We start from the raw sequence: 20043 nt of genomic DNA on the forward strand, positions 1-20043 counted from the left end.
GGACACGTTTTCGCCGATCGAATCGCCGCGTAAAGTGCGTCTTTCGTCCGATTTTTGCAGCTCGACGCTGTAAACGGATTCCCAACAAGTTTTAGGTGTCCGACTATGAATCGGGGGTAAGATGGTTTCGCGGCTCATGCTCGGCTGTGGTTCCGTCGGGCATGCCATCGTTGAATCGGTGGCCGACTGGTCCGGAAGCCTCGTCGTCGTCGACGAGAGCGAAAGTAGAGTCGAAACGCTCCGGACGGAGGGCGTTTCGGCGACCCGCGGCGACCCGACGGACACGGAGGTAGTCGCACAGAGACCAGCCGTCGACCTCGCCTTCGTCTTCGGGGACGACCCGGAGCAAAACCGACAGGCCGCACGTGCGTTGCGCGACGTCCATCCCGACGCCTATCTCGTCGTCTACGCCGGTGACGGCCCATCGACGGAGATGCGGGCGGACCTCGACGAACTGGCGGACGAGTTCATCGACCCCGGCGCGGCGCTCGTCGACCACCTGCTTCCGCTGACGGACGGGGATACCGCGTTTCGTACGCACGAACTGCAACGAACCCTCCGCGACATCGACGGCAAGCTCGGTATTTTCATGCACGACAACCCCGACCCGGACGCCATCGCCAGCGCGGTCGCACTGGAAGGGATGGCCGAATCGGTCGGGACGGAGGCCGAGGCGTGCTATTTCGGGGCGATTTCGCATCAGGAGAATCGCGCGTTCGTCAACTTGCTCGATTTGGATCTCAGGAACCTCGAAGTCGGTGCCGACATATCGGAGTTCGCCGGACTCGCGCTGGTCGACCACTCCAGTCCGGGCGTCAACGACCAACTGCCGGAGGAGATTCCCGTCGATGTCGTCATCGACCACCACCCACCGAACCACCCCGTCGAAGCGCGATTCGTCGACCTTCGAAGCGGCGTCGGGGCGACGAGTTCGCTGCTCGCGGACCACTTGGAACAGCTCGGCATCTCCCCCGACGAGCGGGTCGCGACCGGATTACTGTACGGCATTCGCGTCGATACGAAGGACTTCACCCGCGAGGTGTCCGTCGCCGACTTCGAGGCGGCGTCGTTTTTGCTCCCGCACGCCGATACGAGCACCTTGGACCGCGTCGAGACGCCCTCCATCAGCGCCGATACGTTCGAGACTATCTCCCGGGCGATTCGGAACCGCGAACTCGACGGGACGGTGCTGGCGAGCTGTGTTGGGTCGCTGTCCGACCGCGATGCGCTCGCGCAGGCGGCGGATCGATTGCTCAACATGGACGGCGTGACGGTCACGCTCGTGTTCGGCTTCATGGACGGAACCGTGTATGTTTCCGCGCGCGCACGCGGCACCGACGTCGACCTCGGGGAAACCATGCGGGCGGCGTTCGGGCAGATAGGCAGCGCGGGCGGCCACGCCGACATGGCGGGCGCACAGATTCCGTTGGGCCTGCTCGGTGAGGTCGAGGACGACGAGGAGGAGTCCCTCTCGACCATCGTGGGCGATATCATCACCGACCGGTTCTTCGAGACGGTCCGCTCCCGTCCGGGACCCGACGATTTCGATTCGGACCGCGAGCGAGTCGCAGCGTTCGACATTCAACTCGCGGACGACGAGTGACGGGCGGTCGGGAAGTTTTTCCCTCACCGGGGCATCGATACTCTACATGGACGAGGCCGAGGAAGAAGCGGGCCGCAAGTCACCGTCTCGCGTTCGCATCGCTTCCGACGGCGGAACCGAGGGCATCAAAGCGAAAGTCAAGGAGTACATGACCCGCGACGTGGCGACAGTTTCTCCCGATGCGACCGTCGAGGAGGTCGCCCGGCGAATCGCCGAGAGCGACGGACACAACGGATTCCCGGTGTGTGACGGCCGACGCGTGGAAGGATTCGTCAGCGCCCGCGACCTCCTTCTCGCCGACGAGAAGGAACCGATTTTCAAGGTGATGACGCAGGAACTCATCGTCGCCCACCCGGACATGGTGGTCAACGACGCCGCGCGGGTCATCCTCCGGTCGGGCATCCAGAAGCTCCCGGTCGTGGACGACGCGGGCAACCTCGTCGGCATCATCACCAACACCGACTTCATCCGGAGCCAAATCGAGCGCGTCACCCCCGAGAAGGTGGGGAAGCTCATGCGCACCCTCGAATCCATCCACGATACGGAGGTCACACAGAGTCGCCGGAAGGTTCGACTCGCCGACCTCGTACCGACGCAGGGCAAGGTCTACGCCGACGAACTGGAGGGTCGCGTGTACGAGATGAAGCGCGGACTGGCCGAACCGCTGGTCGTCATCGAGAACGGCAGCACCCTCCTGCTTGCGGACGGGCACCACCGCGCGAAAGCCGCCGACAGGCTCGATATCGAGCGGATGGACGCCTACGTCATCATCACCGACCATCGGGTCGAACTCGGCATGGCGGAGACGGCGCGCAAGGAGGGCCTCGAAAGCATCGACGACATTCAGGTCGTGGACTACGCTCGCCACCCGCTGATGGAGACGACGAAACGGTTGCAGTAGCTATTTTCTCGTTCGGTTGCTTCGTCATTCAGCGGTACCTACAACTCGCTCCGTGACCCATCGGAACGCATGCCGGGCGAGAGCAGGGACCCGACGGTCATCCGCGTCGTGGTGGTCCACGCGGACGACGTGGTGACCGCGCTCGAAGCGAACGAGCGGGGGCGGGAGGCGGTGCTTCGAATCACGGCCCCGTTCGCCGGGCGGGTGCGGGCCAGACTCCACGTGGTCCAGGGGAGCGAACCGGTGGACGACGGTCTCGGCGGTCCCGCCCCGATTCGAATTCCGCCGCGAAAACTCGTCGCCGAGGATGCGCCGAGCTATCCGCGGGTCGACGAAACCGACCCGACCGTCGCCGACTCCGACGGAGAGTACGACGTGGAGGTCCACCACGACCGACACGCGGCCGCGGTCGCGGCGTGGCGCGAGCGGGTCCGCGACCACCTCGTCAGGGAGATCGAACTCGACACGACGGCGGGACCACACCGCGTGTCCGTCGCCGTCCTCGGCTGACGGAAACCGACGCAAAAATCGCCACCGAATCCTTAATGGATTGCCCGGCAGAAACTACCTGCATGTACGACGAGGACGACCTGCAGGAAATCCGGCAGGCCAGAGAGGAGTGGGAGGACGAGACCCACTCGCCCGTTCTGGAGCGATTCGGGGAGCGGAAGGACCGCTTTGCCACCGTCTCGAATCTGGAAGTGGACGACCTGTACGACCCGACGGACGTGTCCGACCTCGACTACGGGGAGGACCTCGGCTATCCGGGTGAAGACCCCTACACGCGCGGGGTCTACCCGACGATGTACCGCGGACGAACGTGGACGATGCGCCAGTTCGCCGGGTTCGGGACGGCCGAGGAGACCAACGAGCGGTTCCATTATCTCATCGACAACGGGCAGACCGGACTCTCGACAGCGTTCGACATGCCGAGCCTGATGGGTAAGGACTCGGACGACCCGCTTTCCGACGGGGAGGTCGGCAAGGAGGGCGTGGCGGTGGACACCCTCCGCGACATGGAAATCCTCTTCGACGGCATCGATTTGGACGAGGTTTCGACCAGCTTCACCATCAACCCGAGCGCGCCCGTCATCTTCGCCATGTACGTCGCGCTGGCCGACCAGCAGGGCGTCCCCCGCGACGAGATTCGCGGCACCTTCCAGAACGACATGCTGAAGGAGTTCATCGCGCAGAAGGAGTGGGTCATCCCGCCCGAACCGTCGCTCGACATCGTTACCGACACGGTGGAGTTCGCCGTGGACGAGACGCCGAACATCAAGCCCATCTCGATTTCGGGCTACCACATCCGCGAGGCGGGTTCGACCGCGGTGCAGGAACTCGCGTTCACGCTCGCCGACGGCTTCGCCTACGTCGAGGACGCGATGGAGCGCGGCCTCGACGTGGACGAGTTCGCGCCGCAACTCTCCTTCTTCTTCAACTCGCACAACTCCCTGTTCGAGGAAGTCGCGAAGTTCCGGGCCGGTCGCCGCATCTATTCGACCGTGATGGACGAGTGGTACGGCGCGGAATCCGAGAAGTCGAAACAGCTCAAGTTCCACACGCAGACGGCCGGGCAGTCGCTCACCGCACAACAGCCCCTGAACAACATCGTCCGCGTGACGATTCAGGCGCTCGCGGGTGTCCTGGGCGGCACCCAGAGCCTCCACACGAACAGCTTCGACGAGGCGCTCGCGCTCCCGAGCGAGCAGTCCGTCCGCGTCGCCCTGCGAACCCAGCAGATAATCGCGGAGGAGAGCGGCGCGGCGGACATCATCGACCCGCTCGGCGGCAGCTTCGCCGTCGAATCGCTGACGGAGGAAGTCGAGGAGAAGACGATGGCCTACATCGAGGAAATCAAGGAGATGGGCGACGGTTCGGTGCGAGACGGCGTGCTCGAAGGCATCGACCGCGGCTACTTCCACCGCGAGATTCAGGAGGCGTCCTACGAGTACCAAGAGCGCGTCGAGGACGGCGAGGAAATCGTCGTCGGCGTCAACAAGTACGACATCGAGGAGGACACCAAACCGGAAATCCTGAAGGTGGACGAGGAGACCCAAGAGCGCCAACTCGCCCGACTGTCCGAGGTCAAGGAGGAACGCGACGACGAGGCGGTCGAAGCGGCTCTCGACGACCTGCAGACGGCCATCGACGAGGACGAGAACGTCATGCCCGCAATCGTGGACGCGGTGAAGGCGTACGCCACGATGGGCGAAATCATGGACGTGTTCGAGGCCGAACACGGCACGTATCAGGAGAAGATCGGACTGGCCTGACGACCGGCGAAGATTGAACTGGCCTGGCGAGTAGCGTCGGTGGGACCGAATTCACGACCTTTATTTTTCTAGCCGTTGCGTGAGAAGTATGAGCGCAGACGAGCTTCGAGCGCCGATTATCGGCCTGCAGTGTACGCTGCTCGCCGTCTTTCTCGTGATAGTCGTTCCACACACGCCGTGGGTAGTCCTCGCTTTCCTCCTCGTTGCCGTCGGAACCCTGTTCACCGTCGGGTGGGCAGTAGCGCCGACGGACACCGACACGCGATAGGTCCCGAAGACACCCAGCGGAGCGATTTTATTCGTCGAGTGCGATAGCTCGAACCCATGGAAGTGGCTATTCTCACCGTCGGCGACGAAATCCTCGCGGGCGACACGGTGAATACGAACGCGACGTGGTTGGCGACGGAAATCCACGACCGGGGCGGGTCGGTTCGGAGAATCACGACCGTCCCCGACGAGGAGGGAATAATCGAAAACACGGTTCGAGAGTGGAACGAGTCGTTCGATGCGGTCATCGTGACCGGTGGACTCGGTGGGACGCCGGACGACGTGACGATGGACGCGGTGGCGTCAGCGCTCGACCGGGAACAAGCCGTCGATACGGACGTCCGGGAGCGTCTCGAAGCGAAGGCGCGCCGGTTCGCGGAGGAAAACCCCGAGTTGACCGACGAGTACGACCTCGATTTGGACCTCGACGAGGCCGCGACGCTGCCCGCGGGTGGGCGGTCCCTGTTCACGGACGTCGGGTGGGCCCCGGGGTGTGCGGTCGAGGGCGTCTACGTTTTTCCCGGCATTCCCCGCGAAATGAAGGCCATGTTCGAACTCGTCGCGGACGAGTTCGGCGGGGAAGTCGTCTCGGAGACGATGTACACACCGGCACCCGAGGGCGCGCTCGGCGACGTTCTCGAAACGGCCAGGGAGCGCTTCGACGTGGCCGTCGGAAGTTATCCGGGACGTGACGACGACCCGGGCCGATTGAAGGTCACATCGACCGACGCCGAAGCGGTCGCCGCCGCGACGACGTGGTTGCGCGATAACGTCGAGGAAGTGACACCGGATGCGGCGGGCGAACGACGCGCCGAGTGAGCGGACCGAACCGGGCGCGAGATAGGCGGTGAAATCGGGCGAAACGACGGGGGCCGAAGGGGGCAGTTTTCATCCCGATTCTGTCGATGGATTTCAACTTCGATTCTCGAAATGGTCGTCGAACATAGCATATCTTTATGCACCTCGTAAAAGCATGCTAGCATGGATATATGACAGACGATACCGTGGAACTCGAAGCGCGGCTCGAAGAGGCAGAATCGTTTGAGCCACCGGAATCGTTCGTCGAGCAGGCGAACGTATCGGACCCCGAGATTTACGACGAGTTCGAGGACAACTGGCCGGAGTGCTGGGAGCGCGCGGCCGACCTGCTCGATTGGTACGAGGACTACGACACCGTGCTGGAAGACGACGACGCGCCGTTTTACAAGTGGTTCACCGGCGGGTCGCTGAACGCATCGTATAACTGCCTCGACCGACACCTCGACGACCGAGGGGACGAGGTAGCCATCGAATGGATCGGCGAACTCGGCGAGACGCGGACGTTCACGTACGAGGAACTCCACCGCAAGGTGAACGAGTTCGCGGCCGCACTCCGCGAGATGGGCGTCGGCGAGGACGACGTGGTGACGATGTACCTGCCGATGATACCGGAACTGCCCATCGCCATGCTGGCGTGTGCGCGCATCGGCGCCCCCCACAGCGTCGTTTTCGCCGGGTTCTCGGCCGACGCGCTCGCCACGCGGATGGAGAGCGCGGTGTCCGAGTACCTCATCACCTGTGACGGGTACTATCGGCGCGGCGACCCGCTCCATCACAAGGAGAAGGCGGACAAAGGTGTCTCGCAAGTCGACCACGACGTGGAGACCGTCGTCGTGGACCGACTCGGCGACGAGTACGACCACCCGATGGGTGCCGACGAACACGACTACGGTGACCTCGTGGCCGAACAGGAGGGCGCGGAGGTCGAACCAGTCGAGCGCGACGCCGAGGACATGCTGTTCCTGATGTACACCTCGGGAACGACGGGCGAGCCGAAAGGCGTCAAACACACCACGGCGGGCTATCTCTCCTACGTGTCGTGGACTTCGCACGCCGTCCTCGACATCAAACCCGAGGACACCTACTGGTGTGCCGCCGACATCGGATGGATTACGGGTCACTCCTACATCGTCTACGGTCCGCTTTCGCTCGGGACGACCAGCGTGATGTACGAGGGAACCCCCGACTATCCCGAGAAGGACCGCCTCTGGGAGATCGTCGAGGATTACGAGGTGGACATCTACTACACCGCGCCGACGGCGATTCGGGCGTACATGAAGTGGGGGTCGGAGTATCCCGACAAACACGACCTCTCCAGTCTTCGACTGATGGGAACGGTCGGCGAACCCATCAACCCGCGGGCGTGGAAGTGGTACTACAAACACATCGGCCACGAGAACTGCCCAATCGTGGACACGTGGTGGCAGACCGAGACGGGCGGCATGATGGTCACGACGCTTCCGGCCATCGGCACGATGAAACCCGGCAGCGCCGGGCCGCCGCTTCCGGGCATCGACGCGCAAATCGTGGACACCCAGGGCGAACCGGTCGAGGCGGGACGCGCGGGCTACCTCACGGTACAGAAGCCGTGGCCGGGAATGCTACGCACCGTCTACAAGAACGACGACCGCTACATCAGCGAGTACTGGACCGAGTACTCCGATCCCGACGCGGACGAGTGGGTGTACTTCCCGGAGGACGGCGCGAAGTTGGACGAGGACGGGTACATCACCGTTCTCGGCCGCGTGGACGACGTTCTCAACGTCTCCGGGCACCGCCTCGGGACGATGGAGATCGAGAGCGCCATCGTCGGCGTGAAGGGCGTCGCCGAAGCGGCCGTCGTCGGCGGCCACCACGACGTGAAAGGCGAGGCGGTCTACGCCTACGTCATCACCGAGGAAGGTTACGAAGGCGACGAGGAACTGTACGACCGCATCGTGGAGGGCGTCGAGGACGGCATCGGACCCATCGCCCGCCCCGAGGACATAATCTTCACACCCGAACTGCCGAAGACGCGCTCGGGCAAAATCATGCGGCGCTTGTTGGAGGACATCGCCAACGAGGACGAACTGGGTGATACGTCGACGCTCCGCAACCCGGATGTCGTCGAAGATATTCAGGAGAAAGTTCAAAAAGATTAAAATAGGTATCTTTTCTTAATTTCCTTTAACTTTTAGTAATATTTTCCCCATAGAAAGATATTATATGTGGGTTCCCGGTAACAACCACGAGGAGAGTATAACGAATGTCAACTGAAAATAGGACACAGGCAACGGCCTACGGGGAAATAGCTGAGCGATTACGTAGAGTAGACACGCTGTGGGGGGAAAATAGATGCCCGCAGATACGAGAACCGGAAACCCGGCACCGCTCGGACTCGTCGGCTTCGGGCTGACGACCGTTCTGTTGAGCATGATAAACGCAAAACTGCTCCCCGCGGAGGGGGAATTCGTCGTTGTTCCGCTCGCGTTCGCGTTCGGCGGGACGATTCAGCTGATGGCGGGAATGCTCGAGTACCGCGAGGGGAACACGTTCGGTACCGTCGCGTTCACCAGCTACGGCGCGTTCTGGTGGTGGTTCGGTCTGCTCGTCATCTTCACCGAGACCGGGTGGATTCCCCTCAACGTGCCCACCCTCGGGATGGCGCTCATCCTCTGGGGCGTCTTCACGACGTACATGTGGGTCGCCACGTTCAAACTGAACTGGGCGCTCTGGAGCGTGTTCCTCCTGCTATCGGTCACGTTCTACCTGCTCGGCTTCGGCGACTACCTCGGTATCGGTTGGCTGGGCGTCGCCGGTGGCTGGGTCGGCATCATTACCGGTCTCGACGCGATGTTCGTCAGCTTCGCCGAGGTGGTCAACTGGGCGTACGATAGGGAAGTCGTGCCGCTAGGGAGCACACCCATCGGATCGAGCTCGAGTCAGCAGACACAGCCCGCGGATTGAGCGTTCGAGCTCGCTTTTAAGAGAACGGGAAACATCGAAGCGCGATTCTGCGAAGTATGTATTTTTTAACATTAATCCGATGCTGATACAAGTCAGACATAACTGTTACCGTAGTGGTGGAAATATATGCTCTCCCCTTTCGGCATTTATTATGCGTTCTATCTGCGCTGAAATAATACGTTAACTATTATTATGGACTGATTGGTGGGTGTTAGTATGGCACACGTCAAAGATGGGCTAACTCGTCGAGATGTCGTTAAGGTCGCGGGAGCGGCTGGAACAACTGGTATCGCGGGTCTGACCGGCTGCTTGAGCGACGACGGTGGCAGCGGTGACGGCGGTGGCGGTGGGGGTGATGAGGATTACCCGGCACTTGGTAACTATCCCGTCGAGGGGGACAAAGTGACGTTCGGATTTAACGTTCCGCAGTCCGGTTCCTATGCTTCGGAGGGGAAGGACGAACTTCGGGCGTACAAGTTGGCGGTAAAGCATCTGAACAACGGCGGCGGCTGGGTCGATAGCTGGGACGATCTGTCGGGCGACGGCGTTCTCGGCAAACAAGTCGATTACGTGACCGGCGACACCGGGACCGACGCCGACCGAGCCCGTAAGCAAGCTTCACGAATGATAAGCCGTGACAACGTCATGATGATCTCCGGTGGCTCATCGAGCGCGGTGGCCATCGCCGTCCAAGGCCTTTGTCAGAAGGAGAAGGTGATGTTCATGGCCTGTCTAACTCACTCCAACGATACGACAGGAAAGGACTGTGCGCGATACGGCTTTCGTGAAATGTTCAACGCCTACATGACGGGGCAGGCACTCGCACCCGTGGTGACAGAAGAGTACGGGAAGGACCTCAAGTTCTATCAACTGTACGCCGACTACAGTTGGGGGAAAACCCAGCAGGCATCGATGAAGAAATTCTTCGAGGAGGAGGGGTGGTCGCAAGTCAAAAGCGTTGCTACGCCACTGGGAACCAAGGATTTCTCCTCGTACCTTTCGGAAGCGTCCAATTCCGGAGCCGACGCCCTGTTCTTGAATCACTACGGACTGGACGGTGCGAACTCCCTCAAAGGGGCGATTCAAGCGGGGTTGGACCAGGACATGGAAATCGTGATGCCTCTCTACAACCGGCCGATGGCACAAGCCGCGGGCGGCGCGATCGATGGCATCTACGGCACCGTCGCGTGGGACTCACAAATCGACAACGAACCCTCGAACTCGTTCACGAAGTTCTTCGGGGAGGAGTACAACGGACGGGTTCCGTCGGGTCCGGCACAGCTCGCCTACGCCCAAACACTCCAGTACGCGGCGGCGGCGGAGCGAGCCGAGACGTTCTATCCACCGGAGGTCATCAAGCAGCTCGAAGACTACGAGTACAGCGACCTCGGGATGGAACAGGAGACGATGCGCAAGTGTGATCACCAGGCCCAGCGCGCGGTACCGGTCGTGAAGGGACTGCCGAAATCGGAGCAGAAGTCGGGGAAGTATTTCGAAATCGTCCAGATCACCTCCCGCGACCAACTCGGTTACGAGTGCGGACAGGGTCCGGCCTCGAAGTGTGAGCTAGGTTCCTACAAATAATCGATTCGATCACGATGCACACCGACGTTTCCGTTCGGTAGCGCCTGACCACACTGATAGAGAATGACTACCATTGATGATACAAACTACAGACACATGATATCTGAACACGGCGGGGAGGGGTAGACGTGAGTATCGTTTCACAACTAGCGACGATCTTACTAAACGGGCTTCAGCAGGGTGCCATTTACGTGTTGGTCGCCATTGGACTGTCGATAATTCTCGGCACGCTGAAGTTCGTCAACTTCGCTCACGGGGCGTTGTACCTCATCGGGACGTATCTCGGGCTCCTCATCACGCTCAACATCACCATCTCCGACGGAAAGTTGGCCGAGTGGGGGTACGGACAGGTGGGCCTCGATTTGGGATTCCTTCCGGCACTCGTTATCGTCCCGATAATCGTTTTCGGAGTCGGTCTCCTGATGGAACGGTTCATCGCAAGACCGTTCTACGACCGCCCCGACACCGACCAAATCCTGCTTACCTTCGGCCTTGCCATCGTCGTCCAAGAAGCGTTCAAAATCCTGTTCGGCGGTCAGAGCTACAACTTCGCTCGCCCCGCCCAGACTAGTTTGGGTTCCATCGAACTCCAGTTGAGCGGGCCGATCGACCTACCGCTGGTGGGAACCATCGGAATCTGGCGTCTCTACGTCATCGCCATCACCGCCGTACTGGTCGCGCTCGTGTACTTGCTCATCGAGTACACCGACTTCGGCCTCGTCGTGCGCGCGGGGACCCGTGACGCCGAGATGGTTCGCCTCCTCGGCGTGAAAATCACCCGTCCATATCTCATGGTGTTCGGGGTCGGTGCGGCACTCGCGGGCATCGCCGGTGTGGTCGGTGGGACGCTCTACGCGGTGAACCCGAACATCGGGATGGAAGTGCTCGTCCCGTCTTTCCTCGTCGTCGTCATCGGCGGCGTGGGAAGTATTCGGGGTGCGGTCGTCGGCGGAATTCTCATCGGACTCACCCTTTCGTCGTTGGTCGCGGTCGCACCGCAATGGTCGCAGGTCGGCATCTACGTGCTCGCCGCCATCATTCTGCTGGCGCGGCCACAAGGTCTGCTCGGTAGCGAGGAGGTTGCACCATGAACGACGAAACGTCCGAGCCGACGACCGAAGATGGCCCCTCGCTGATCGAATCGGACGTCGCTTCGACGCTGGACCGATTCGGCAGCAGCGAACGCTCCATCGTCGGCCTCACCGTGCTCGCCGTCGCCGTTTTCCCGTGGCTGTTCGTCCGTGCGCCGGTCATCAGCGGCCTCTTTCGGGGCTATCAGTCGCTGGCATCGCTCATCCTCATCTGGGGAATCTTCGCGCTCGGGTTCAACCTGCTCCTCGGTTACACGGGGCTGCTGTCGTTCGGTCACGCCGCCTTCTGGGGCGGTGCGGCGTACGCCGCCGGAATCTTCAGCGCCAGCGTAAGCGGCAGTCCGGTGCTCATGGTGCTGTTCGGAACCCTGTTCGCCGTGCTACTGGCGTGGATACTCGGCTTCGTCTCGCTGCGGCGCGGTGGCATCTACTTCTCCATCCTGACGCTCGCGTTCGGCCAGATGGCCTACTATCTTGCCCTTTCGCCCCTTCAAGGATTGACGAACGGGGAAAACGGGTTCACCGACGTGGACGTGGGGAACCTCTTCGGATTCCTCGATGCGTTCTCGGCGTTCGAGTCGATTCCACTCGGTACGCCGGTCCCACTGCTCGGCGACTGGCTCTACGTGTTCGTCGGGGCCATCACCGTCCTCTGCGTCGCCGCCGTCGTTCGAATCCTCCATTCGCCGTACGGACTTGTGTTCAAGGCGATTCGGGAGAACGAGCAACGCGCATCGTTCGTCGGATTGAACGTCTGGCGCTACAAGCTGATGGCGTTCATCCTCTCGGGCGCGTTCGCCGGTGTCGCCGGGAGCCTCTTCGTCGTTCACGGCTCGTACGTTCCCGTCGAATCGCTGTACTGGACGACGAGCGGTGAAATCGTCGTCATGACCGTCCTCGGCGGGGTCGGGTCGATGGTCGGCCCGATGCTCGGTGCCGGGCTTTATCTCTACGTGGAGAACGTCGTCAGCGGCGACCCCGCGATTCAACCGTACTGGCACCTCATCCTCGGGCTCATCTTCGTCGCCGTTATCGCTCTCTTCCCCGAGGGAATCTGGGGTATCGTAGGGCGGGTTCGCGAAACGTTCTCGGCACCGTCAACCGACGCCGAACAGGGAGGTGAGAACTGATGTCGCTCTTGGATACCGAGGGTCTCACCAAGGAATTCGGGGGCCTCGTGGCCGTCGATGACGTTGACCTCGAGATTCACGAAAACGAGAGCGTCAGCGTCATCGGCCCGAACGGAGCGGGAAAGTCCACGCTCATCAACCTCATCACGCGGATGCTCGACCCGACGGCGGGCGATATTCGATTCAAAGGAGAGTCGATAACCGGACTCGAACCCCACGACGTCGTTCAGTCCGGAATCAGTAAATCGTTCCAAACCGCGTCCATCTTCCCCGACCTGACCGTCGAGGAAAACGCTCGTATCGCCGCACTCGCCGCCGAACACGGGGCGTTCAGGTTCAATTTCCTCCGTCACCAGCGACGGTATTCCGAGGTTGACAAGCTGACCCGCCGAACGCTGGATTCGGTCGGGTTACTCGGTCAACGGGAGGCTCCCGCCGCGGACCTGCCGTACGGGGACAAACGCCGCCTCGAAATCGGCATCGCGCTGGCGAGCGAACCCGACCTCCTGTTGATGGACGAACCTACGGCCGGGATGTCGCCCGAGGAGACACACGCCACCGTGGACCTCATCGAGCGCGTCAAGGAGGAACTCGGCCTCACCATCCTGCTGGTCGAACACGACATGGAGATCGTGTTCAACGTCTCCGACCGTATCATCGTGCTGAACCGTGGACGCGTCATCACGCAAGGGACGCCCGACGAGGTACAGGGCCATCCGGAGGTTCAGGAGGCGTATCTCGGAGGCGTCGAGCTATGAGTCTGCTCAGCCTCGAAGACGTGAACGCCTACTACGGGGAAAGCCACATCTTGCGGGATGTGACCATGCGAGTCGAGGAAGGCGAGGTGTGTGCACTCCTCGGGCGTAACGGCGCGGGCAAGACGACGACGCTCCGAAGTATCGCCGGCGCACGTCCGCCGGACGTGCGCGGCGGGGCGGTTCGATTCAGGGACGAGGACATCACCACGATGGAACCGGAGGACATCTCCACACGAGGCATCTCGCTCGTTCCCGAAGAACGTCGCGTCTTCCCCAACCTCTCCGTCGAGGAGAACCTCCACCTCGCGGAGGTCGTTCACAACAAGTCGAACACGGTCGGACGGTCGATACCGCAGGTCGAACACGTCGGCATGACGACGGAGGACGTGTACGACGAGTTCGAGCGCCTACGGGAACGACAGACCCAGAAAGCCGGAACGCTGTCCGGCGGCGAACAGCAGATGCTCGCCATCGCGCGGGCGCTGAAACAGAACACCGACCTGTTGATGTTGGACGAACCGTACGAGGGGTTGGCGCCGCAGATAATCGCCAACGTGGAAGACGCCATTCGACGCATCAGCGAGACAGGAACGACTATCCTGCTGGTCGAACAAAACGCGGCGGCCGCTATCAAACTCGCCGACCGATGCTACGTCGTAGACCAAGGGAAGATCGTTTTCGACGGAACCGCGGCCGAACTCCGCGGCGACGACGAAACGAGGGAGCGATACCTTGGTGTCTGAAACCAGTAGTTCGGATGCGCTGTTCGACATCCTCGTCGATGAGGGCGTAGTTATCGAGAACGGCACCGTCGCGCTGACGGACGACTTTGAGCACCGCTGGTCGATATATTACGACACCTACGCGAGCATCACGCCCGAGGCGTTCGCGGAGAGCATCGCCGAGACGTTCCACATCTCACGTGACGAGGCTCTCAATAGCGGCGTAACTCGCGCTGGATTCAGCTACTACCTCGCGCTCCGTGCCCATTTGGACGGGGAGTACACGGAAGGGGAGCTGGGACTGATGTCCGAAATGGTCGCCGAAGTCGGCCCGTCGTCGCCGGTTCCCGACGGGGTGAACCACCTCTCCGACGATACGTATCGGGACTTCCTGGAAACGCATCCCGCCTGTATCGTCTCGGTCTGGAAACGAGACTGCGAACCGTGCGAGGCCGTCGCCGCCAAACTACCCGAACTTCGGGCAGGAATCCCCGACGACGTAGCGTTCGCCGGTATCGACGGAGACGACGTTGTGGCGTTCCGACGCGAATTTGAGGTGACGGAGGCCCCATCGTTCCTCTGCTTCCGGGACGGTGAGTACCGGGAGACGGTAACGGGAGCCATCGGAACCGACGCGTTGGTAGAGTCGCTTCGGGAAGTGTACGACTGAGAGGTCACTGTTCCGAATGCCGGTCGTCTACGACGCATCCGCTCGACCGTTCACCTGTTTTCGTAACGGCTCGCCCTCGCCGTCTACCGCTGACCCTCGCCTGCGACGAGTACGGGACGCTTCGCGGTCAGGATGACCGACTGAGCGACGCTGCCGAACAGGGCTTTTCCTGCTGGTGAGCGTTTACGCCCACCAACGCAGATACAATTGACGTTACGATCTTCGGCGACATCGAGGATTGTGTCCGCCGGGTTTCCGCTCGCTTCGACGATGTCGGTCTCGATCTTGGCGGCTTCGAGGGCATCCTTCGCTCGTCGGACGCCCGTTACCTGTGGTGCAGAGGCACCACTCGGATTGTCGGTAAAGGAATGGAGAAGCGTGACCCGTACGTCGGCCTTCGCCTCGGAGAGGTCGATGATAGCATTCGCCTGCGCCACCGCGCGCGATTCGGTCTCGTCCACCGCAAGTAGGACGTGATACATGGTAACAAGTCAAAGGCAACCGTCTTATCCCTTGGGGTGCGCCTCATCGTATCGCTCGGAGACGAACACGACCAGCGAGAGCAAGATGCCGAGGAACAGGCCGATGGTCACCATTCCGAAGATAGCGAGGTCAACCGGCGACGGCTGTAACTGGATGATGCCGAACAGTTTGACGGGGCGCATGTCCTTCGGACCGAACGCTCCGAGGAGGACGCCCACGAACCCCGCGAACGACACGATGAGGACGTACAGGCCGACCACGAGCGAGCGACCGCGAAGTCGAGATGGCACGAGAAACCCTTTCGACAGGGCAAGGATTAGCCTTTTCATCCACAGGCGCTAAGTCCGAGTATGTCCGAAAAAGAACTGCTCCTGCTCGTCCTCTCTGGCATCGTCGTTCTGATGTTCGTAATGGGTATCGTGCTCGCGTCGACGTAGCTACTTCGTTTTCTACGACCGAAAAAAGTCGACCGACCGCCGTCAGAAGTCTACTCGTCAGAGGGTTCTTCGCCGCCGTCGGTGAGAGCGGTTTCCTGCTTCTTTGCGAACCAGTCCCACTCCTTCGTGAGCATTCCGTCCTCGCCGAGGTCCCACGGGTCGGCGGGGGCCGGTGGGCCTTCGAGCCACGACTGGGCGATGTTCCAGACGAAGATGAACTGGCCGATACCGAGGATGAACGCACCGACCGTGGCGACCTGATGCCACGTCGTGAACTGCGGCAGGTAGGTCGCGTACCGGCGGGGCATGCCGCCGTAGCCGAGGAACAGCATGGCGAAGAACGTCACGTTCGTCCCGATCATCGTCAGCCAGAAGTGTGCGTGGGCGAGCGACTTCTGGTACATCTTACCGGTGTAAATCGGGAACCAGTAGTAGAAGCCTGCGAAGGCTCCCACGGCGATGGCACCCATCACCATGTAGTGGAAGTGACCGACGACGTAGTAGGTGTCGTGGAGCACGAGGTCGAGCGGAATCGACCCGAGGAAGACGCCCGTCACGCCTCCGATGATGAAGTTGGAGACGAAGCCGATACAGAACAGCATCGGCGCGGTCAACCGGAGCCGACCGTTCCACATCGTCGTGATCCAGTTGAACGTCTTGACTGCGCTCGGTATCGCGATTGCCATCGTCACCGCCATGAAGCTCGCACGAATGCGCGGGTCGATACCCGTTGCGAACATGTGGTGGGCCCACACACCGAACGAGAGGACGCCGATGGCGAGCGTCGAGTAGACGACGAACTTGAACCCGAACAGCTTCCGACCCGCGAACTTCGGCAGGATGAGACTGACGAGTCCCATCGGCGGCAGGATGAGGATGTACACCTCCGGGTGTCCGAAGAACCAGAACAGGTGTTGCCACATGACCGGTCCGCCACCGTTCGCCGCGAAGAACGTGGTTCCGAAGTTACGGTCGAGCAGGAGCATGATGAGCGCGCTGCCGAGAAGCGGGAACGCGAACAGGATGAGACCCGACTGTGTGAGGATGGTCCACGAGAAGATGTCGAGGTCCGGCCATCCGACGTCCTCGCCGCGCTCGCTGAAGATGGTGGCGATGAAGTTGATGGCACCCATGGTGGCGCTGACACCGGAGAGGTGCAGGCCGAGCAGCATCATGTCCGTCGCCGGACTGACCTGTGCCTGACAGCTCGCGCCCGCCGCTGCGGCGGACGGGCCACAGGACGAGAGCGGCGTGTACATCGTCCAGCTCGTCTGTGCCGGTTCGATACCGGCGAACATGAAGAGCGGGAAGCCGATCCAGATGAGTATCGCCGCGGGCGGTAGCAGCCAGAAGGCGATGGCGTTGATGCGCGGGAACGCCATGTCGTCCGCTCCGATGAGGAGCGGGATGAAGTAGTTCGAGAACGCCGCCAGGACGGGCGTCCCGAACAGGAACAGCATCGTGATGCCGTGCGTCGTCAGCAGGCTGTTGTACAGGTTCGCGTTGAATAGGTCCGCGTTCGGCGTCAACAGTTCCGTCCGCATGAGGAGCACCGCGATGCCACCCCACGCGAAGGAGATGAGGCCGAAGGTCCCGTACAGGATGCCGATGTCCTTGTGGTCTACCGTCGTAAACCAACGAATGATTCCGGCAGGCTTCTCGTTATGCGCCTGCCCGGTCGATTCTGCGTACCCGTAGCCCCCGCTGCTGAGAGGTGTATAAGACCGCCAGTCCTCGATCCGTGCGAGGAACGAAGCGACCGCCAGCAAAAACACTCCCATGACTACGGTGAGAGCTATCTGCCCAGTAGCTGCCATAGAGGAGCGTGTGAACTACAAGGTAAAGAAAGGTTAGGTTCCGCCCGTGGCCTCGATTTTCAGTGCCGCGATATACGTTAACAGGGCGAGGAGCGCGAACGGGACGATGACGAGACCCAAGCTGACGGCTCCGACGAGGGTGCTACCGCCCCACGCACTGAATCCGACGAAGAGTATCAGGAAGAACGCCAGAATCCCGAGCGGGATTATGTTGACGGTGAGGTCGAGGAGTGTTTCTTTGTCGAAGACACTTTCTGCCATGATACCTGAACGTAGCGAACACGAGGTAAAATAGGTTAGTGGTTCGTGTTCGGCCGTCGGCCCGTCTCAGATGGGTTCCGGTTGCCAGAGCGACCCCGCGATGCCCCCGATGAGGAGGACGCCCGCGCCGATGAGAATCGCCGTCCCACGAAGCTGGACGGACCCCTGTGTCGTCTGCCAGATGACGCCACCGATGACGAACGACACGACGGATGCGGCGACGAGCGCCTTCCACGGGTCGCTGATGTACTCCGACTCGCGGAGAATGCCGACGATGCTACCGACGAACATCAACATGCCACCGACGGCGATGGGAAAGAGGAAGTTCGCCATCACGATACCGGTCTCGAACAGCGCGAGACCGAACGCGACGAACAGCGGCCACGGACTGGATTTTCGGTACTGATCGGAAAGTCCCGGTTGCTCGTCCATGCACGTGGGTTCGGGCTTCAGTGCTTTCACGGTTGCGTCTTTATCGTCGTCGGCTTCGTGGTCGTCAGCGGCTCAGTCCCCGCCCACGGCATCGACGTGTTCGCCGGGCGCGGGTTCGGTGCTGTAGAGGACCGCGAAGACGGCCGACGAGACGATGATGAACCCCGACGCCGCCCAGAACGCGACGAAAACGCTCGTCGCGTCCCAAATCGCGCCGATGAACACGGGACCGCCGACCTGCCCGACCTTCCAGGCGATGGAACGAAGCGAGAGGCTGGACCCGACGGCCTCGAACTGCTCCCCCTCCTCGACGAACAGTGCCATGCTCGCCGGGAGACGGAGACTGTCGCCGACACCGAGCACAGCGTAGGCCGCAAAGAGGACGAAAAACGCCCCCGGAAGCGCCATCTCGGCGCCGAACGCGGAGACGGTCATTCCCGGTATGTAGTCCTCTGCCAGTCCCGCGAACGGAATGAGTGCCGTCCCGAGCGCGTACACGAGCGCGCCCGCGAGAATAAATTTGTACTTCTCCCCGACGCGGTCGGTCCAGTCGCCGACTTTGCCCTGCGTGAGCGACTTCGTTAGCTTTCCGCCCGCCATGATGCCGCCGACGACGAAGGGGTTGATGTCGAACTGCGTGTAGGCGTAGATGGGGAGGAAGGTGATGACGGCCATCTTCCCGACGCTGAACGAGAGGCGGAAGAACACGAGCGCCTTGATGGCCGACCGCCCGAGGAGGGTTTCGAACGTTTCCCGACTGCTCGCATCCTCCGGGTCCGTCCGCCCGCCGGGGTTGTCCCGGAGGAAGAAGAACACGGCGAGAAACGCGCCGATGGTGATGAGGCTCAGGGCGGCGTAGGTGGTCTCGAAGCCGTACAGGTACAACAGCAGTCCGCCGAAGATATCGCCGAACAGGCTGGAGAACGCGCCGACCTGATTGTACGTCCCGATCCAAAGCCCGCGGGACCCGTCGTCGCTAATCTCGCCGACGACGGTCGTCCCGGTCAGCCAGAGGATGCTCGCGGCGGTGCCCTGCAACACGCGCATCAGGATGACGTGTTCGACCGTCTCGACGAAGCTGAAGCCGACGAAGACGAGGACGTTGAGGAACAGTCCGATGAGCAGGATGCGCTTGGAGTCGCGGATGTCGATGTACCGCCCGAGCGGGAGCACGATGAGGAGTTGTACCACCGCGAACGCGGTTCCGAACAGCCCTTCGACGGTGCTCGTCGTGTGGAACATGTCGGCGTACAGCGCCAGTGCGATGAGAATGGTCGAATACGCCTGACTCCGGGCGAATGCGGTGCCCGCCAATGCGATGAACTCGCGGTTTCGAAACAGGCGGAGCGACCCGCCACTCGTCTCTCCCGACACGGTTACGAATCGAAATGGTGGGCGAGGTATAAGAATCTCCGCCTTGGTTCGGTGAATTGCCGAAAGAGTAGACGACGATTACTCTTCGAGCGCGTCCGCGATGCGCTGGAGCTGTCGCGTGGCGTCCCGAACTTCGTCCCGAAGTTGCCGCACCTCACGAACGAGGTCTTCGTCGCTTCCGCTCTCGCTTCCACGACTGGCACCCATACCGCCGGGGCCGCCGCCCATCATGCCGCCCATCATCTGTGCGAACGGGTTACCGCCCATACCACCGGGACCGCCGCCGCCCATCGCCTCCTTCAGGCGCTCGTCTCGGTCTTCATCGCCCTCTTTCGCGCGTTTCTCTCGGATTTCCTCGACGCGCTCTTGGAACGTCTTTTCTTCCTCGTCTCCGTTGTCGTTGGCTTCCTCGTCTGCCATACCCTCCCGTTCTGTCGCACGACCGAAAAGGGTTGTGTCCCGTGGAAGAGGCTGT

21 protein-coding genes are annotated in these 20043 nt (G+C 61.7%); 14 read left to right on the plus strand and 7 right to left on the minus strand.

The window, feature by feature from the left end; genetic code table 11:
* The first annotated feature begins 121 nt into the window (after positions 1–121).
* The 14 genes from B208_RS0100320 (at position 122) to B208_RS0100385 (ending at position 14764) form a co-directional block, all read left to right on the plus strand.
* Complete coding sequence (locus B208_RS0100320) at positions 122–1603, plus strand: DHH family phosphoesterase (RefSeq protein WP_007978302.1); 1482 nt, start codon at positions 122–124, stop codon at positions 1601–1603.
* A gap of 148 nt (positions 1604–1751) precedes the next feature.
* Complete coding sequence (locus B208_RS0100325; protein WP_171970513.1) at positions 1752–2504, plus strand: CBS pair associated ParBc domain-containing protein; 753 nt, start codon at positions 1752–1754, stop codon at positions 2502–2504.
* Positions 2505–2573: 69 nt separating this feature from the next.
* Entirely contained in the window at positions 2574–3014 is a 441-nt protein-coding gene (locus tag B208_RS0100330; protein ID WP_007978304.1) for a hypothetical protein, read from the plus strand.
* 62 nt (positions 3015–3076) lie between these two features.
* On the plus strand, positions 3077–4777 hold the full coding sequence (locus B208_RS0100335; protein ID WP_007978307.1) for an acyl-CoA mutase large subunit family protein: 1701 nt from the start codon (positions 3077–3079) through the stop codon (positions 4775–4777).
* A gap of 88 nt (positions 4778–4865) precedes the next feature.
* Entirely contained in the window at positions 4866–5045 is a 180-nt protein-coding gene (locus B208_RS0100340; protein WP_007978308.1) for a hypothetical protein, read from the plus strand.
* 56 nt (positions 5046–5101) lie between these two features.
* On the plus strand, positions 5102–5863 hold the full coding sequence (locus tag B208_RS0100345; protein WP_007978310.1) for a competence/damage-inducible protein A: 762 nt from the start codon (positions 5102–5104) through the stop codon (positions 5861–5863).
* A gap of 170 nt (positions 5864–6033) precedes the next feature.
* Positions 6034–8004, plus strand: a complete 1971-nt coding sequence (gene acs / locus B208_RS0100350) for an acetate--CoA ligase (RefSeq protein ID WP_007978312.1) — start codon at positions 6034–6036, stop codon at positions 8002–8004.
* Between the two features lie 193 nt (positions 8005–8197).
* Entirely contained in the window at positions 8198–8809 is a 612-nt protein-coding gene (locus B208_RS0100355; RefSeq protein WP_007978314.1) for an acetate uptake transporter, read from the plus strand.
* Between the two features lie 216 nt (positions 8810–9025).
* Entirely contained in the window at positions 9026–10393 is a 1368-nt protein-coding gene (locus tag B208_RS0100360) for a substrate-binding protein (protein ID WP_026177675.1), read from the plus strand.
* Positions 10394–10521: 128 nt separating this feature from the next.
* Positions 10522–11484: a branched-chain amino acid ABC transporter permease gene (locus B208_RS0100365; protein ID WP_026177676.1), complete on the plus strand. Its 963-nt coding sequence runs from the start codon at positions 10522–10524 to the stop codon at positions 11482–11484.
* The gene (locus tag B208_RS0100370; RefSeq protein ID WP_007978320.1) at positions 11481–12614 is read left to right on the plus strand and encodes a branched-chain amino acid ABC transporter permease; all 1134 of its coding nucleotides are present in this window, start codon (positions 11481–11483) and stop codon (positions 12612–12614) included. The genes B208_RS0100365 and B208_RS0100370 overlap by 4 nt, the downstream gene beginning before the upstream one ends.
* On the plus strand, positions 12614–13372 hold the full coding sequence (locus tag B208_RS0100375) for an ABC transporter ATP-binding protein (protein ID WP_007978322.1): 759 nt from the start codon (positions 12614–12616) through the stop codon (positions 13370–13372). The genes B208_RS0100370 and B208_RS0100375 overlap by 1 nt, the downstream gene beginning before the upstream one ends.
* Positions 13369–14115, plus strand: a complete 747-nt coding sequence (locus B208_RS0100380) for an ABC transporter ATP-binding protein (protein WP_007978324.1) — start codon at positions 13369–13371, stop codon at positions 14113–14115. The genes B208_RS0100375 and B208_RS0100380 overlap by 4 nt, the downstream gene beginning before the upstream one ends.
* Positions 14108–14764, plus strand: coding sequence for a thioredoxin family protein (locus B208_RS0100385; RefSeq protein ID WP_007978326.1), 657 nt, complete (start codon positions 14108–14110; stop codon positions 14762–14764). The genes B208_RS0100380 and B208_RS0100385 overlap by 8 nt, the downstream gene beginning before the upstream one ends.
* An 83-nt stretch (positions 14765–14847) precedes the next feature.
* Here the strand turns inward: B208_RS0100385 and B208_RS0100390 are convergent, their stop codons facing one another.
* The 7 genes from B208_RS0100390 to B208_RS0100425 all read right to left on the minus strand — a co-directional run bounded on the left by B208_RS0100390 (position 14848) and on the right by B208_RS0100425 (position 19988).
* Positions 14848–15246: a universal stress protein gene (locus tag B208_RS0100390; protein ID WP_007978327.1), complete on the minus strand. Its 399-nt coding sequence runs from the start codon at positions 15244–15246 to the stop codon at positions 14848–14850.
* Between the two features lie 24 nt (positions 15247–15270).
* Entirely contained in the window at positions 15271–15537 is a 267-nt protein-coding gene (locus B208_RS0100395) for a DUF7520 family protein (protein WP_026177677.1), read from the minus strand.
* A gap of 197 nt (positions 15538–15734) precedes the next feature.
* Positions 15735–17501 carry a cbb3-type cytochrome c oxidase subunit I gene (locus tag B208_RS0100405; RefSeq protein WP_073096540.1) on the minus strand — a complete coding sequence of 589 codons (1767 nt, stop codon included), beginning with the start codon at positions 17499–17501 and terminating at the stop codon, positions 15735–15737.
* 33 nt (positions 17502–17534) lie between these two features.
* Complete coding sequence (locus B208_RS0100410; protein ID WP_007978330.1) at positions 17535–17762, minus strand: DUF6684 family protein; 228 nt, start codon at positions 17760–17762, stop codon at positions 17535–17537.
* A 66-nt stretch (positions 17763–17828) separates the two neighbouring features.
* Positions 17829–18194 carry a DUF7541 family protein gene (locus B208_RS0100415; RefSeq protein ID WP_007978331.1) on the minus strand — a complete coding sequence of 122 codons (366 nt, stop codon included), beginning with the start codon at positions 18192–18194 and terminating at the stop codon, positions 17829–17831.
* Between the two features lie 72 nt (positions 18195–18266).
* Complete coding sequence (locus B208_RS0100420; protein WP_007978332.1) at positions 18267–19568, minus strand: MFS transporter; 1302 nt, start codon at positions 19566–19568, stop codon at positions 18267–18269.
* Positions 19569–19646: 78 nt separating this feature from the next.
* Complete coding sequence (locus tag B208_RS0100425; protein WP_007978333.1) at positions 19647–19988, minus strand: hypothetical protein; 342 nt, start codon at positions 19986–19988, stop codon at positions 19647–19649.
* Positions 19989–20043 lie beyond the last annotated feature (55 nt).

Source organism: Haladaptatus paucihalophilus DX253 (genome assembly GCF_000376445.1).
Classification (GTDB): Archaea; Halobacteriota; Halobacteria; order Halobacteriales; family Haladaptataceae; genus Haladaptatus; species Haladaptatus paucihalophilus.